At 69.1% G+C, this 15,701-nt stretch carries 13 protein-coding genes and 2 tRNA genes; 10 read left to right on the forward strand and 5 right to left on the reverse strand.

The window, feature by feature from the left end:
* Positions 1-157: 157 nt before the first annotated feature.
* Positions 158-613 (forward strand): HD domain-containing protein, encoded by a 456-nt coding sequence (locus K377_RS38545; RefSeq protein WP_111668321.1) that lies wholly within the window; start codon positions 158-160, stop codon positions 611-613.
* On the opposite strand, the gene K377_RS38550 is transcribed toward K377_RS38545, so the two are convergent.
* The gene (locus K377_RS38550; RefSeq protein ID WP_111668322.1) at positions 610-1,782 is read right to left on the reverse strand and encodes an acyltransferase family protein; all 1,173 of its coding nucleotides are present in this window, start codon (positions 1,780-1,782) and stop codon (positions 610-612) included. The genes K377_RS38545 and K377_RS38550 overlap by 4 nt on opposite strands.
* Positions 1,783-2,452: 670 nt before the next feature.
* Between K377_RS38550 and K377_RS38555 the strand changes: the two genes are divergently transcribed.
* Positions 2,453-2,647, forward strand: coding sequence for a hypothetical protein (locus K377_RS38555; RefSeq protein ID WP_111668373.1), 195 nt, complete (start codon positions 2,453-2,455; stop codon positions 2,645-2,647).
* A gap of 172 nt (positions 2,648-2,819) precedes the next feature.
* On the opposite strand, the gene K377_RS38560 is transcribed toward K377_RS38555, so the two are convergent.
* Positions 2,820-2,893 (reverse strand) — tRNA-Gly (locus K377_RS38560).
* A gap of 130 nt (positions 2,894-3,023) precedes the next feature.
* Here K377_RS38560 and K377_RS38565 point away from each other — a divergent pair.
* The 5 genes from K377_RS38565 to clpX all read left to right on the forward strand — a co-directional run bounded on the left by K377_RS38565 (position 3,024) and on the right by clpX (position 7,700).
* Positions 3,024-3,100 (forward strand) — tRNA-Pro (locus K377_RS38565).
* Positions 3,101-3,261: 161 nt separating this feature from the next.
* Positions 3,262-4,629 carry a trigger factor gene (gene tig, locus K377_RS38570; protein ID WP_111668323.1) on the forward strand — a complete coding sequence of 456 codons (1,368 nt, stop codon included), beginning with the start codon at positions 3,262-3,264 and terminating at the stop codon, positions 4,627-4,629.
* Positions 4,630-4,933: 304 nt separating this feature from the next.
* Complete coding sequence (locus K377_RS38575; protein ID WP_111668324.1) at positions 4,934-5,539, forward strand: ATP-dependent Clp protease proteolytic subunit; 606 nt, start codon at positions 4,934-4,936, stop codon at positions 5,537-5,539.
* A 59-nt stretch (positions 5,540-5,598) separates the two neighbouring features.
* Positions 5,599-6,258 carry an ATP-dependent Clp protease proteolytic subunit gene (locus tag K377_RS38580; RefSeq protein ID WP_111668325.1) on the forward strand — a complete coding sequence of 220 codons (660 nt, stop codon included), beginning with the start codon at positions 5,599-5,601 and terminating at the stop codon, positions 6,256-6,258.
* 155 nt (positions 6,259-6,413) lie between these two features.
* Positions 6,414-7,700, forward strand: coding sequence for an ATP-dependent Clp protease ATP-binding subunit ClpX (gene clpX, locus K377_RS38585; RefSeq protein WP_111668326.1), 1,287 nt, complete (start codon positions 6,414-6,416; stop codon positions 7,698-7,700).
* Between the two features lie 77 nt (positions 7,701-7,777).
* Here clpX and K377_RS38590 read toward each other — a convergent pair whose 3' ends face one another.
* On the reverse strand, positions 7,778-8,740 hold the full coding sequence (locus tag K377_RS38590; RefSeq protein WP_111668327.1) for a hypothetical protein: 963 nt from the start codon (positions 8,738-8,740) through the stop codon (positions 7,778-7,780).
* Positions 8,741-8,855: 115 nt separating this feature from the next.
* Between K377_RS38590 and K377_RS38595 the strand changes: the two genes are divergently transcribed.
* Positions 8,856-11,486, forward strand: coding sequence for a valine--tRNA ligase (locus K377_RS38595; RefSeq protein ID WP_111668328.1), 2,631 nt, complete (start codon positions 8,856-8,858; stop codon positions 11,484-11,486).
* 63 nt (positions 11,487-11,549) lie between these two features.
* Here K377_RS38595 and K377_RS38600 read toward each other — a convergent pair whose 3' ends face one another.
* Together K377_RS38600 and K377_RS38605 are read right to left on the reverse strand one after the other, a co-directional pair.
* Entirely contained in the window at positions 11,550-12,086 is a 537-nt protein-coding gene (locus K377_RS38600) for a hypothetical protein (RefSeq protein WP_111668329.1), read from the reverse strand.
* Between the two features lie 360 nt (positions 12,087-12,446).
* Entirely contained in the window at positions 12,447-13,460 is a 1,014-nt protein-coding gene (locus tag K377_RS38605; RefSeq protein ID WP_181512753.1) for a rod shape-determining protein, read from the reverse strand.
* Positions 13,461-13,602: 142 nt separating this feature from the next.
* Between K377_RS38605 and K377_RS38610 the strand changes: the two genes are divergently transcribed.
* A complete protein-coding gene (locus K377_RS38610; protein WP_181512754.1) occupies positions 13,603-15,138 on the forward strand; it encodes a folylpolyglutamate synthase/dihydrofolate synthase family protein in 1,536 nt (511 codons plus the stop codon).
* A 5-nt stretch (positions 15,139-15,143) separates the two neighbouring features.
* Positions 15,144-15,488, forward strand: coding sequence for a DUF4233 domain-containing protein (locus K377_RS38615; RefSeq protein WP_111668331.1), 345 nt, complete (start codon positions 15,144-15,146; stop codon positions 15,486-15,488).
* Positions 15,489-15,701 lie beyond the last annotated feature (213 nt).

The raw sequence follows: 15,701 nt of genomic DNA on the forward strand, positions 1-15,701 counted from the left end.
ACACGAAGAACGACCCAGGGGCGCGAGGAACGGCGCGAGAAGCGGCCACCGGCCCGCACACGAAGAACGACCCAGGGGCGCGGGGAACGGCGCGACCAGCCCCCACCCACCCGCACACGACCCCCGACCCCAGCCCCCACCCCCCTACCCTCAACCCATGCTGACCCTGACAGAAGTAGAGGCCCTGGCCCGCCAGGCCCACGCACACCAGACCGACAAGGCCGGCCGCCCCTACACGGAACACCTGCAAGCCGTCGCCGAAGGAGTCGAATCCCACGGCGGAACAGAGGAACAGATCGCGGCCGCCTGGCTCCACGACGCCATCGAGGACGCGGCGCTCTCCGAGGAATGGCTGACGACAGCCCCGCTCACCGACACCACGAAGGCCCTGATCCGAGCCCTGACAAAGCAGAAGGGCGAGGACCCGGAAACGTACGCGCTCCGCATCCTCGCCACCCCGGGCGCCCGCCTGATCAAGGAAGCGGACCTGGCCCACAACGCGAACCCGGCCCGCCTGGCGATCCTGGACGAGCCGACCCGCACCCGCCTCACCCGGAAATACGCGAAGATGCGCGCGCTCCTGGGCCTGCCCGAGACACCGGAAAAGAACTAGACCCCGCGCCGCTGCCGAGCCAGCTCGGCGGCATCCCGCCGGAACGCCCACTCCATCTTCGGCTCCATGGCGAACCGGAACATCCGCTGCACCGGCGGCGTGCACAACACGGTGATGACGGACGCGGCGACGACGGTGACGACGATCTGTCCCCACGGAGTGTGGACCCAGGCCGCGTCGAACCAGCCCCAGAACCGCGACCCCTTCGCCAGGAACCCGTGCAGCAGATACCCGTACAGGGTCCCGGCACCGAGCACCGTGAACCACATCCTCCGCCCCGGAACCCAGGCGAAGAAGCAGGCGGTGAGGACGATCGAGGCGCCGAACAGCGCGAGCGTCATCACGATCCCGGCCCACCACGGAGCGCCCAACTCCTGCGCGCTGTCCCGGTGATAGAACCAGGCGGACGTCATCCGCGGCCCGGCCCAGTAGGCGAGCGCCACCGCGCACAGCGCGACGGGCACGGCGATGATCCGCACCTCGCGCCGCCGCACGAGCTGGAAGTGCTCGGGCTTGAGGCACAGGCCGAGCACGAAGAACGGCAGGAACTGCAGCACCCGCTGGAGATCGAGGTCGTCACCGACCTCCGGCGAGACGGACGCGAGCGCCGCGATGAGCACGGCGATCGGCAGCGGCCACCGCACGATCTTCCAGATCGGCGTGGTCAGCCGCCACACGAACAGCGCGACGAGGAACCAGGTCAGGTACCAGGGGTCGAGCAGGCTGATCGGGTAGTCGGGGTCGCCCCCGGCGGTCCGCTTGAAGAAGGTGTACGCGATCTCGAAGAGGACGTACGGGACCGCGACCCCGGTGATGAGCCGCTTGAGTTTGTGGGGGCTCGCGTCGAAGGACCGCGAGAAGTAACCGGAGATGATGATGAACGCCGGCATGTGGAAGGTGTAGACGACCATGTACAGCGCCTCGGCGGCGCGGCTGCGGTCGGTCAGGGGCTCCCAGGAGTGCCCCATCGCCACGAACACGATGGCGAGGTACTTGGCGTTGTCGAAGAACGCGTCCCGCTGCTTCGGCCTGGGGGCGCCGGCCGGGGCGGGGGCGGACGCCGGGGCGGGGGGCTGCCGGGTCCGGGTGGACGGCACGCCGTCCGCGGGCATCGCGGCCGGGGGGAGGGGCGTGCGATGCGAGCCGTGCGGATACAGCGAGCTGGTCACAGGCCCTCCCGTCGAAGATTCGGGGAGACCGTCCGGGACCGCACTGCGCCGGAGGGGGTCATGGCAGTGTGGAACATCTGAGGCACCCTAGTAGCGCCTGTGGGATTTCGTAAAACCCGCAATGTGATTCCTCCTTATCGCTCCCGGGTACCCCCGGATTCGCGGAAGTCGACATGGGTCCGTACGTCGTCGAACTCGTGCCGATCTGTCCGCCATCGCACTGTTAATCCCACTTAAACGGCGCATATCGCCCTCGTTGGACTAGGGCGGAATGTCACGTTGTGCACCATTCCGCACGGCGCCGCCGCAGGGCGGGAATGAGCCGCCGAATTCCCGGGATTTACCTGTGCGTACGGCAAGGGGAAAGTGCGTGAATACCGGGAACGACATGCGACGGGCATGTGTGCGCCGCATGTGCCCCGATGGAAACGATCAAGCCGAATTCCGACCCCCGCCGGCACCCCTCCCGCCCCCCGTCGCCCCCGCCGCGACGTGCGCCGCACCCGCGCGGGGGCCATGCACGTCGTTCGCGCCCCCGTGCGCGCGTGGCCGACGATGCGTCACGGACCGCATACAGGGGCCGGGTTGGTGGCACGATGGTCCTGGCGGGGGGTGTGCGGGGCTGTGCCCCCCGGGCCGGGAGAGCGGACCGACCTAGGGTGTGATCAGTGTGGCCATTTCGCTGTCAGTGGTGCTGTTGTTGGCGATCGTCCTCGTGGTGCTCATGCGCGGAGGATCGATCAAGGCGGGACCCGCCATAGTCGCGGTGCTCTTCGGCTTCTTCCTGGCGTCGACCGGAATGGCCCCCGCGATCAACAACTTCCTCAACTCGGTCGCGGAGAGCATCAGCTCGATCAATTTCTGAGACCCGGTCCGTGGAACGAAGCGACGACCGACCGCCGGCCCGTACGCGGCCGGCGGGCTCGTCGCCTCGCCTTTTGTGCTGCCCGCGTCAGCGCCCCCGGTGAGCTCCCGCGGCAGGGGAACGAACAAGGCCAGATCGGAGGATCAATCCTCTGACCTGGCCTTGTGTTCTGTGGAGCGGGCGACGGGAATCGAACCCGCGTAGCTAGTTTGGAAGACTAGGGCTCTACCATTGAGCTACGCCCGCACAGCGCGCACCACCGATCATCGGCGGCGGCACGAAAAGCATCGTAGCGGGTCAGGGGCCTCGCCCGCACACCCCCTTAAAGCCCGGCGCCGTACCGTCGGCGGGCATGTACCCTACGTGTCGCACCGAACGGGGTGTGGCGCAGCTTGGTAGCGCGTCCGCTTTGGGAGCGGAAGGCCGTGGGTTCAAATCCCGCCACCCCGACCAGCTACTTCCCCCAGCCCCTCACCCGCCTCACCGGCGCCTCACGGGCTCCCTCAAGATCGCATTGTGGCTGGGCAGCGGCTTGCCGTTACTATGCAAGCTGCATGCCCGTGTGTCTCTAAGCCGGGCAGATCCCTAAAGTCAGCCCCCAAGGAGACCGAACCGTGAAGAGCGCCGTCGAGACCCTGAACCCGACCCGGGTTCGGCTCAGCATTGAGGTGCCCTTCGAGGAGCTCAAGGACAGCCTCGACGCGGCGTACAAGAAGATCAACCAGCAGGTCACGGTGAAGGGCTTCCGCAAGGGCAAGATCCCGGCCCGCGTCATCGACCAGCGCTTCGGCCGCGGTGCGGTGCTGGAGGAGGCCGTCAACGACGCCCTCCCGAAGTTCTACACCGAGGCGGTCAACGAGGCCGAGCTGAACGTCCTCGGCCAGCCCGAGGTCGACATCACGGAGCTGAAGGACGGCGAGACGCTGAACTTCACCGCCGAGGTGGACGTCCGCCCGGCCATCGAGATCCCGGACTACTCCGGCATCGAGGTCGAGGTCGACGCGGTCGAGGTCACCGACGAGGACGTCGACAAGTCGGTCGAGCAGCTGCGCGACCGCTTCGCCTCGACCTCCCCGGTCGAGCGCGCCGCCGAGGACGGCGACGTCGTGACCATCGACCTGGAGGCCAAGGTCGACGGTGAGGTCCTGGAGGACGGCGTCGCGTCCGGCGTCTCCTACACCATCGGCTCGGGCGAGCTGCTCGACGGCATCGACGAGGCCGTGAAGGGCCTGGAGGCCGGTGGCGAGGCCACCTTCACCTCCCAGCTCAAGGGCGGCTCCGCCGAGGGCAAGGACGCCGAGGTCACCGTCAAGGTCACCCAGGTCGCCGCCCGCGAACTCCCGGCCCTGGACGACGACTTCGCCCAGCTCGCCTCCGAGTTCGACACCCTCGACGAGCTGAAGGCCGACAGCCGCAAGCGCCTCGAGAACATGAAGCAGTACGACCAGGCCACGCAGGCCCAGGAGCGCGTCCTGGAGAAGCTGCTCGAGCTGGTCGAGGTCCCCGTTCCCGAGAAGCTGCTCGAGGACGAGGTCAACACCCGCAAGCACAACCTCGAGCACCACCAGCTCGGCCAGATGGGCCTGGACATCGAGAAGTACCTCGAGATCCAGGGCAAGACGGTCGAGGAGTTCGACGCCGAGACGCGCGAGCAGGCCGTCAAGGGCATCAAGACCCAGTTCGTCCTCGACGAGCTGGTCAACAAGGAGAAGCTGAACGTGAACCAGGAGGAGCTCACCGAGCACCTCATGCGTCGCGCCGCCTCCTCCGGCATGTCCCCCGACCAGTTCGCCCAGGCGGTCGTCGAGGGTGGCCAGGTCCCGATGCTGGTCGGCGAGGTCGCCCGCGGCAAGGCTCTTGCCGTGGTCGTCGAGGCCGCCACCGTCAAGGACACCAACGGTGAGGTCGTCGACCTCGAGGACGACGAGGACGAGGCCGCCGAGGCCGCCGAGGCCCCGGCCGAGGAGTCCACGGAGGCCTGATCTCCGTAACGCCCTACAGGCAGGCCCCCGGGACGCACTGCGTCCCGGGGGCCTGCCTGTAGGCGCGGGAACTGCGCGAGAAGCCCCACCGGCCCGCGGCCGCGTCCGCGCCCCTGATGGAGCTGACCCGAACCTGCGCTCACAGCGAACAGTTCCATCTGCGGGATTCCCCGAAGGGACCCGCGCGTTAGGGTCCATGAAGAGGAGGGCAGGGGAGTCCCTGAGCAAGGGCCCCGCCCCCAGCTAGAGACGCGAGACGGCGCGTGGCCGTCAGAGACGAGCAGGTGGATACGTGACGATTCAGATGCCTTCCGCCGCAGGCGAGCCGTCCATCGGTGGTGGCCTCGGCGACCATGTCTACAACCGGCTGCTCGGCGAGCGGATCGTCTTCCTCGGCCAGCAGGTCGACGATGAGATCGCCAACAAGATCACCGCGCAGATGCTGCTCCTTGCCGCCGACCCGGACAAGGACATCTACCTCTACATCAACAGCCCCGGCGGCTCGGTGACGGCCGGCATGGCGATCTACGACACCATGCAGTACATCCCGAACGACGTGGTCACGATCGGTATGGGCATGGCGGCCTCGATGGGCCAGTTCCTGCTCACGGGTGGCACGGCCGGAAAGCGCTTCGCGCTGCCGAACACCGACATCCTGATGCACCAGGGCTCCGCCGGCATCGGCGGCACCGCCTCGGACGTCAAGATCCAGGCCGAGTACCTGCTGCGTACGAAGCAGCGCATGGCCAGGATCACGGCCGAGCACTCCGGCCAGACCATCGAGACGATCATCCGTGACGGTGACCGCGACCGCTGGTACACCGCGGAGGAGGCCAAGGACTACGGCCTCATCGACGAGATCATCACTGCCGCTACGGGTGTTCCGGGCGGCGGCGGCACGGGCGCCTGAGCCCGGGCCCCGATCCCAGCCCCACTGCCTCCCTCCCACCAGGACGGAACACCGCCATCATGAACAACACCCCCGGCAGCGGCCTCTACACGGGCCCGCAGGTCGACAACCGCTACGTGATCCCGCGCTTCGTCGAGCGCACCTCGCAGGGCGTCCGTGAGTACGACCCGTACGCGAAGCTGTTCGAGGAGCGCGTGATCTTCCTCGGCGTCCAGATCGACGACGCGTCGGCCAACGACGTCATGGCGCAGCTGCTGTGCCTGGAGTCGATGGACCCCGACCGCGACATCTCCATCTACATCAACAGCCCCGGCGGCTCGTTCACGGCCCTCACGGCCATCTACGACACGATGCAGTTCGTGAAGCCGGACATCCAGACGGTCTGCATGGGCCAGGCGTCCTCCGCGGCCGCCGTCCTGCTCGCCGCCGGCACCCCGGGCAAGCGCATGGCCCTGCCGAACGCGCGCGTCCTGATCCACCAGCCCTCCGGCGGCACCGGCCGTGAGCAGCTCTCCGACCTGGAGATCGCGGCCAACGAGATCCTCCGGATGCGTACGCAGCTGGAAGAGATGCTGGCCAAGCACTCGACGACGCCGATCGAGAAGATCCGCGACGACATCGAGCGCGACAAGATCCTCACGGCCGAGGACGCCCTGGCGTACGGCCTGGTCGACCAGATCATCTCGACCCGCAAGATGAACAACGAGGCGATCGCGTAAGCGCGCGCTGTATCGTCTGCCATTCCCCGGCACGGTTCACGTCAAAGTGAACCGTGCCAAGGGGGGCCCGAACGGGGGGCCCGGCAAGGTACCGTCGGATACAGGCACCAGGAGCCGCTGAACGTGGCGTCTCCCAGGCGAAGGGGAAGCACCTCGTGGCACGCATCGGTGACGGCGGCGATCTGCTCAAGTGCTCGTTCTGCGGAAAGAGCCAGAAGCAGGTCAAAAAGCTCATCGCAGGCCCCGGTGTATACATCTGCGACGAGTGCATCGACCTCTGCAACGAGATCATCGAGGAAGAGCTCGCGGAGACGAGCGAAGTGCGTTGGGAAGAGCTTCCCAAGCCGCGCGAGATCTACGAGTTCCTCGAGGGCTACGTCGTGGGCCAGGAGGCCGCCAAGAAGGCGCTCTCCGTGGCGGTGTACAACCACTACAAGCGCGTCCAGGCCGGGGAGAACGGCGGGGGCAGCAGCCGTGAGGACGCCATCGAACTGGCGAAGTCCAACATCCTGCTGCTCGGCCCGACCGGCTCCGGCAAGACGCTCCTCGCCCAGACCCTGGCCCGCATGCTGAACGTCCCGTTCGCGATCGCGGACGCCACGGCGCTCACGGAGGCGGGCTACGTCGGCGAGGACGTCGAGAACATCCTGCTGAAGCTCATCCAGGCCGCTGACTACGACGTCAAGAAGGCCGAGACGGGCATCATCTACATCGACGAGATCGACAAGGTCGCCCGCAAGAGCGAGAACCCGTCGATCACCCGCGATGTGTCCGGCGAGGGCGTCCAGCAGGCGCTGCTGAAGATCCTCGAAGGCACCACGGCCTCGGTCCCGCCGCAGGGCGGCCGCAAGCACCCGCACCAGGAGTTCATCCAGATCGACACGACGAACGTGCTGTTCATCGTGGGCGGCGCCTTCGCCGGTCTGGAGAAGATCATCGAGTCGCGGGCCGGCGCCAAGGGCATCGGTTTCGGCGCGACGATCCACTCCAAGCGCGAGCTGGAGGAGAAGGACCAGTTCCAGGAGGTCATGCCGGAGGACCTGGTGAAGTTCGGGATGATTCCCGAGTTCATCGGCCGTCTCCCCGTCATCACCTCGGTCCACAACCTGGACCGCGAGGCCCTGCTCCAGATCCTCGTCGAGCCGCGCAACGCACTGGTGAAGCAGTACCAGCGCCTCTTCGAACTCGACGGCGTGGAGCTGGACTTCGAGCGCGAGGCACTGGAGGCCATCGCCGACCAGGCGATCCTGCGCCGCACCGGCGCGCGTGGTCTGCGGGCCATCATGGAGGAGGTCCTCCAGTCGGTGATGTACGAGGTCCCGTCCCGCAAGGACGTCGCCCGCGTCGTCATCACGGCGGACGCCGTCCACTCGAACGTGAACCCGACGCTGATCCCGCGGGATGCGCGGGGCGGCGGCAGCGGGGAGCAGAAGTCGGCTTAGCCGTACGGCATCTGACGTAGCGGAAGGGCCCCGACCGGAGATCCGGTCGGGGCCCTTTCCGTGTGTTGCGGGGCGGGTTACGCGGGGACGCGGACTTCCTTGCGGAGCTTGGCGGTGATGTCCGCCGCCTCCTTCAGGTCCGGCGACTTGCCGGACATCATGTCCGCGATGTTGGCCGACGTGACCATCGCCATCGTGCTGTGGTCGCTCCAGATGCACAGCGGCATGTGCATCTCCTTGGGAGTCGTGGAAGTCGAGCCGCTGGTGTTCTCGAACTTCAGCTCCTGGCACTTCAGGGTCACGTCGTCCGTGCTGTAGTCGGTGGGGTCACCGACGAGCGTGGCCTTCCCGTCACCCGTGCTGCTGCCCTTCGCGATCTCCGAAGCGCCCTTCTCGAACATGCCGCTGACGAGCTGCGACGGGTCGTCGATCTCGCCGTACGCGCCCTGGAACTGCAGCACCTTGCCGCTCAGCGGGTTGGCGGCGTCCTTGACCTGGTAACCCGCGCTGACGGGCGTGCCGTTCTTCAGCCCGTCCTTCTCGGCGTCCTTCATGTCCGACGAGTCGAAACCGTCCGACGACGAGGTGTCGGTCTTCTGGTACTCGCCGAGCACCGTCGCCGGCGTCGAGAGCTTGTGCGCGCCGTCGTCCGTGACCGACGCGCCGCCGCCACCCCCGCCACCGCCGATCACGAAGTACGCCCCCACCCCGATCGCCGCCACCACGGCCACCGCGCCGATGATGATGGCGGCCTTCTTGCCGCCACCGCCGGCCGGGGGCGGCGGCGGGTACTGGCCGTACTGGTCCTGGCCGTACGGGGCCTGCTGCTGCGGGTAGCCGTACCCGGCCTGCGGCTGCTGGCCGTACGGGTTCGGCGGCTGCTGGGGCGGGACACCGGGGGGTGCCTGCTGGGGATACCCGTAGCCGGGCTGGGGGGCCTGGGGCTGCTGGCCGTACGGGCCAGGCTGCGGCTGCTGGCCGTACGGCCCCGGCTGCTGCGGCTGCTGGCCTCCGTAGGGGCCCGGCTGGTTGTAGCTCATTGGATGGGTTCCCTCCCGATGCTTATGTGCTCCTGACATCCTGGCGTACTGCCGTACGGATCGAGCCACCGGATATGGTTTCAGTACGGGACTGTGACCCCTCTAAACTGGCTCCGTGACCGAGAACTCTCAGCAGCAGCACTCAGCGCCCACCACCGAACTGCCGACCCAGTACGCGCCGGCCGAGGTAGAGGAGACGCTGTACGAGCGCTGGGTAGACCGGGGCTATTTCACGGCGGACGCCAAGAGTGAGAAGCCGCCGTACACGATCGTCATCCCGCCGCCGAACGTCACGGGCTCGCTCCACCTGGGCCACGCCTTCCAGCACACGCTGATGGACGCCCTCACCCGCCGCAAGCGCATGCAGGGCTTCGAGGCGCTGTGGCTGCCCGGCATGGACCACGCCGGTATCGCGACGCAGAACAAGGTGGAGCAGCAGCTCGCCGAGGAGGGCAAGTCGCGGCACGACCTGGGCCGCGAGGAGTTCGTCGACCGCGTCTGGCAGTGGAAGAGCGAGTACGGCGGCAAGATCCTCGGCCAGATGCGCCGCCTCGGCGACGGTGTCGACTGGTCGCGTGAGCGCTTCACGATGGACGAGGGCCTCTCCAGCGCCGTCCAGACCATCTTCAAGCGGCTCTACGACGACGAGCTGATCTACCGCGCCGAGCGCATCATCAACTGGTGCCCGCGCTGCCTGACCGCCATCTCGGACATCGAGGTGGACTACCAGGACGACGACGGCGAGCTGGTCTCGCTGAAGTACGGCGAGGGCAACGACAGCGTGGTCGTCGCGACCACCCGTGTCGAGACGATGCTGGGTGACACCGCGGTCGCCGTCCACCCGGACGACGAGCGGTACGCGCACCTCATCGGCAAGCGCATCAAGCTGCCGCTGACGGACCGCACGATCCCGGTCGTCGCGGACACGCACGTCGACCCGGAGTTCGGCACCGGCGCCGTGAAGGTCACGCCCGCCCACGACCCGAACGACTTCGCGATCGGCCAGCGGCACGGCCTCGAGACCATGACGATCATGGACGAGCGCGGGGTCATCACGGTCCCCGGCCCGTTCCAGGGCCTCGACCGGTTCGAGGCGCGCTCCGCGATCGTCGACGCCATGCGCCAGCAGGGCCGCGTCGTCGCCGAGAAGCGCCCGTACGTCCACTCCGTCGGCCACTGCTCGCGCTGCCGCACCACCATCGAGCCGCGCCTGTCGCTGCAGTGGTGGGTCAAGGTCGAGACGCTGGCCAAGGCCGCCGGCGACGCCGTCCGCGACGGCCGGGTCACCCTCCACCCCAAGGAGATGGAGAAGCGGTACTTCGACTGGGTCGACAACCTCAACGACTGGTGCATCTCGCGCCAGCTGTGGTGGGGCCACCGCATCCCGGTCTGGTACGGGCCGAACGGCGAGGTCGTCTGCGTCGGCCCCGACGAGCAGCCGCCCGGCACCGAGGCCGAGGGCTGGAAGCAGGACGAGGACGTCCTCGACACCTGGTTCTCGTCCGGCCTGTGGCCGTTCTCCACGCTCGGCTGGCCCGAGCAGACGCCGGACCTGGAGAAGTTCTACTCGACCGACGTCCTGCTCACCGGCCACGACATCATCTTCTTCTGGGTCGTCCGGATGATGATGTTCGGTCTCTACGCGATGGACGGCGAGGTTCCGTTCAAGACGGTCGCCCTGACCGGTCTCGTCCGCGACGAGAACGGCAAGAAGATGTCGAAGTCCTTCGGCAACGTGGTGGACCCGCTGGACTGGATGGACAAGTACGGTTCCGACGCGCTCCGCTTCACGCTGGCGCGTGGCGCGAACCCGGGCACGGACGTCCCGATCGGCGAGGACTGGGTCCAGGCGTCCCGCAACTTCGCCAACAAGATCTGGAACGCCACGCGCTTCGCGCTGATGAACGGCGCGACGATCGAGGGCCCGCTGCCGGAGCCGTCCGAGATGACGGCCACCGACCGCTGGATCCTGTCCCGGCTGAACAAGACGGTGGCCGAGGTCGACGCGTTCTACAACGACTACCAGTTCGCGAAGCTCTCCGACGCGCTCTACCACTACGCGTGGGACGAGGTCTTCGACTGGTACGTCGAGCTGTCGAAGACGACGTTCATGGCGGGCGGCGAGCCGGCGAAGGTGTCGGGCCGGGTCCTCGGCGAGGTCCTGGACGTCACGCTGCGCCTGCTGCACCCGATCGTCCCGTTCGTCACCGAGACGCTGTGGACGACGCTCACCGGGCGCGAGTCCGTCGTGATCGCCGACTGGCCGAAGGACTCGGGCTTCCGGGACGACGCGGCCGAGAAGGAGATCGAGACGGTCCAGCGGGTCGTCACCGAGGTCCGCCGCTTCAAGGGCGACCAGGGTCTGAAGGCCGGCCAGCGCGTTCCGGCCCGCCTGACCCTGGACGGCACGGCGCTCGCCGCGCACGAGCCGGCCATCCGTCAGCTGCTCAAGCTGCAGCCGGCGGGGGAGGAGTTCCAGGCGACGGCGACGCTGCCGGTCGCCGGGGCCGAGGTCGCGCTCGACCTGTCCGGTGCGATCGACGTCGCGGCGGAGCGCAAGCGCCTCGCCAAGGACCTCGCCGCCGCCGAGAAGGACAAGGCGCAGGCCGAGGGCAAGCTCGGGAACGAGAAGTTCCTCGGCAAGGCTCCGGAGAAGGTCGTCGACGGCATCCGGGCCCGCCTGGCCAAGGCGGACGAGGACATCGCCCGTATCCAGGCCCAGCTGGAGCGCCTGCCGCAGGCGTGACGCGTATCCGTACGTGAGTGAGGCCCCGGAACCCTTCGGTTCCGGGGCCTCCGTCGTGCGGCGTCAGGCGGTGCGCAGTCCGAGCCGGATCAGTTCGGCCTCCGCGAGCGCGTCCAGGGTCGCCGGGTCGCCCTCGCGCCAGCCCTCCGCGAGGCTGCCCGGCGTGGTCTCGGGCAGGGCCTCGGCGGTGCGGCCCACCTCGTCGAGGGGGCGCAGGAGCGCCCGGAGCGCCAGGAGTTCGCGGCCGTCCTCACTGTTCGCGAGATCCCGGGCGGCGGCGGCCCGGCGCACCCAGCGGATCCGGCGCGGCAGCCACAGCGCGCAGAGCAGCGCGACCGGCACCACGAACACCGCGAGGGCGGCGAGCAGCACCAGCAGCCGCACCGGTCCCGCCCCTTCCGGCGCCGCGCTCACGATCCGGTCACCGGCCCGCGCGACTCCGTGCAGCGGTCCGGGAAGCCCGACCCGGGGCCGGGTCGCGGCCCCGAGCACCCGATGCGCCGCGACGGCCACCACGGCCCACCCCGCGACCCACAGCAGGGCCGCCCCGTCACCGATGATCTGCCGAGCACGCCGACTCGGCTGATGTGCGTACCACATGGTCCGATTGGACCCCTTGTCGCCCGTACGGGGCGCTCACCGCGCCGAACAGGGGTGCCCCTTTACAACATATGGCGGTGCCCAACGAGGGGAACTGGTTGCTCAGCCACGACGGCGCTGCACTGCCCCACACCGGGACGCTCGCCCCGCGCCGGGGTGCCGCCTTGCCCACCCTGCCGCCCCAGGCGGCAGACTGCCCAAGGCTGACGGCCTGAACAGCCCCGCCAGGGGCGCGGGGAACTGCGCGAGCAACCACGACGGCGCTCCACTGTCCCCACGTCGAGGCACCCCATCAGGGGCGCGGGGAACTGCGCGGCCAGCCACCGCGCACCCGCACCCGGCCCCCCACCAGAACACCCCCTAGGCGGCCCCCAGCATCCGCTCCAGCCCGTCGAAGTCCTCCACACACTTCCCGCACCCGAGCGCAACACTGTCCAACGGATCCTCGGCGACGAACACCGGAATCCCCGTGCCGGAGGCGATCCGCAGATCGAGCCCGGGCAGCAGCGCACCCCCACCGGTCAGTACGATCCCGTGCTCCATCACATCGCCGGACAGCTCCGGAGGACACTCCTCCAGGGTGCCCTTCACCGCGGAGATGACGGCCTCCACGGGCTCGTCCAGCGCGGCGCGCACCTCACGTACCGTCAGCTCCACCGTCTTCGGCAGCCCGCCCACCTTCTCCCGCCCCCGCACGGTGAACGCCCGCATCTCGAACGCGTCCTCCCCGGGCACCGGCCACGCCGACCCGATCGCGACCTTGATGTCCTCGGCGGTGCGCTCCCCGATCAGCAGCCCGTGCTCCTTGCGCACGTGATCGGTGATGGCCTCGTCGAGCCGGTCCCCGCCCACCCGCAGCGAGCGCGCCGTGACGACACCCCCGAGCGAGATGACGGCGACCTCGGTGGTCCCGCCGCCGATGTCGACCACCATCGACCCGCGCGGCTCGGACACCGGAAGCCCGGCCCCGATCGCCGCGGCCATCGGCTCCTCGATCAGGTGCACGGCCCGCGCCCCCGATCCCTGCGCGGCATGCATGATGGCCCGCCGCTCGACCGGCGTGACCCCGCTGGGCACGCACACGACCATCCGGGTACGGGGCCGGCGGCCCGGGGCGACCTTGCGGACGAAGTGCCGGATCATCTGCTCGGCCGCCTCGTAGTCGCTGATGACGCCGTCGCGCAGCGGCCGGATCGCGGTGATGGAGCCCGGGGTGCGGCCGATGGTCTCCTTCGCCTCGGTGCCCACGGCGAGCACCGAACTCTGCTTGCCGCCCTGCTTGACGGCGACCACCGACGGTTCGTTCAGCACGATCCCCTGACCGCGTACGTAGAGAAGAGTGTTGGCGGTGCCGAGATCGATACCTATGTCCATGATCGCCAAGTTTGCAGGCTCACGCTGTGCCGCGGATGGACCAAAGTCCCGATTCGGACAGGTCCAAAGTCCTTATCCGTCCCGGAGGGCGGCTTGCGCACCGCTGTCCGCACTTGTCGGGGACCTCCGTAGACTGGCGTACGTGAGTGACCTCCCCCCGCGCGACAGCAGCGACGACCACGGCCCCAGCGACAGCCCGGACGCCTTCGAGGAGATCGTGGGCGCCGAGACCGACCGCGACCCCGACCTCGCGGTCATCGAGGCGGGCAGCCGCACCCTGCGCACGCAGGGCGGCCCCCCGCAGGGCGACGGCATCCCGGCCCGGCCGCAGGACCCTGAGGTGGAGAAGGCGCTGCGGGCGGTCGAGGCGGACCTCGCCACCCGTTGGGGCGAGACCAAGCTGGAGCCGTCGGTGGCCCGCATCGCGGCGCTGATGGACGTGCTGGGCGAGCCGCAGAAGGCGTACCCCTCGATCCACATCACGGGGACGAACGGCAAGACGTCGACGGCCCGCATGATCGAGGCCCTGCTGGCCGCCTTCGACCTGCGCACCGGCCGGTACACCTCGCCGCACGTGCAGTCGATCACCGAGCGGATCAGCCTCGACGGCGCGCCGATCGACCACGAGCGCTTCATCGAGACGTACGAGGACATCAAGCCGTACGTCGAGATGGTCGACTCCCAGCAGGAGTACCGGCTGTCCTTCTTCGAGGTGCTCACCGGTATGGCGTACGCGGCCTTCGCCGACGCCCCCGTCGACGTCGCGGTCGTCGAGGTCGGCATGGGCGGCAGCTGGGACGCGACGAACGTCATCGACGGCTCCGTCGCGGTCATCACCCCCATCGACCTGGACCACACCGACCGCCTGGGCTCCACGCCGGGCGAGATCGCGGTGGAGAAGTCCGGGATCATCAAGCAGGACGCCACCGTGATCATGGCGCAGCAGCCGGTGGACGCGGCGCAGGTGATTCTGAAGAAGGCCGTCGAGACGGACGCCACGGTCGCCCGCGAGGGCCTGGAGTTCGGCGTGGTGGACCGGCAGATCGCCGTCGGCGGCCAGCTGGTCACCCTGCGCGGCCTGGGCGGCGAGTACGAGGAGGTCTTCCTCCCGCTGCACGGCGCCCACCAGGCGCACAACGCGGCGGTGGCGCTCGCCGCCGTCGAGGCGTTCTTCGGCATCGGCTCGGAGCACGCCCGCCCGCTCGACATCGACACCATCCGTACGGCGTTCGCGTCCGTCACCTCGCCGGGCCGCCTGGAAGTGGTGCGGCGGTCGCCGACGGTCGTGCTCGACGCCGCGCACAACCCCGCGGGCGCCCGGGTCACCGCCGACGCCATCAGCGAGGTCTTCGACTTCAGCCGGCTCATCGGGGTCGTCGGGGCGAGCGGCGACAAGAACGTACGGGGGCTGCTCGAAGCCTTCGAGCCGATCTTCGCGGAGATCGTCGTCACGCAGAACTCCAGTCACCGCGCCATGGACGCCGATGAGCTGGCGGCCGTCGCGGTCGAGGTCTTCGGGGACGACCGGGTGCAGGTCGAGCCGCGGCTGGACGACGCTCTGGAGGCCGCGATCACGCTGGCCGAGGAAGAGGGCGAGTACGCGGGCGGCGGCGTGCTCGTCACCGGGTCCGTGATCACCGTCGGGGAAGCCCGGCTGCTGTTGCTTGGGAAGGGCTGAGCGCTGTGCGTACCTTGTGTGCCTCGACCTTGATCGGCGAGTTCTTCGTCATCGGGTTCGCCGGGCTGGTCGCGATGAAGGACCAGGACCTGTCGAGTGGGCTGGTCTGGACGGTCTGTGGCGTGGCCATGGCGCTGTCGGTGCTGCTGTGCGGCATGATCACCCGGCCCGGTGGCGTCCAGCTGGGCTGGGCCCTGCAGATCGCTCTGATCGTCAGCGGTTTCTGGGTGCCGGTGATGTTCTTTCTCGGCGCCTGTTTCGCGGCGCTGTGGTGGGCCTCGATCCACTTCGGCCGCAAGATCGACGAAGCGAAGGCCCGCTGGGCGCAGCAGGGCCCGACCGCGGCCTGAGCCTTCTCGGGCCCGTCTCCCGCCCGCGCCTCTCGTCGTGGCTGGTCGCGCAGTTCCCCGCGCCCCTGAGATGCGCACTGCGTGCGCCATCTCATCAACAGAGGCCCGGGGCTGAGAGCGCGATGGGGAGGCGGCGCGAAGCGCCTGCCTCAGGGGCGCGGGGAACGGCGCGAGATGCGGCCACCGGCCCGCGGTCGAGGGACTGCCCAGGGG

Source organism: Streptomyces sp. PsTaAH-137 (genome assembly GCF_003259365.1).
GTDB lineage: Bacteria > Actinomycetota > Actinomycetes > Streptomycetales > Streptomycetaceae > Streptomyces.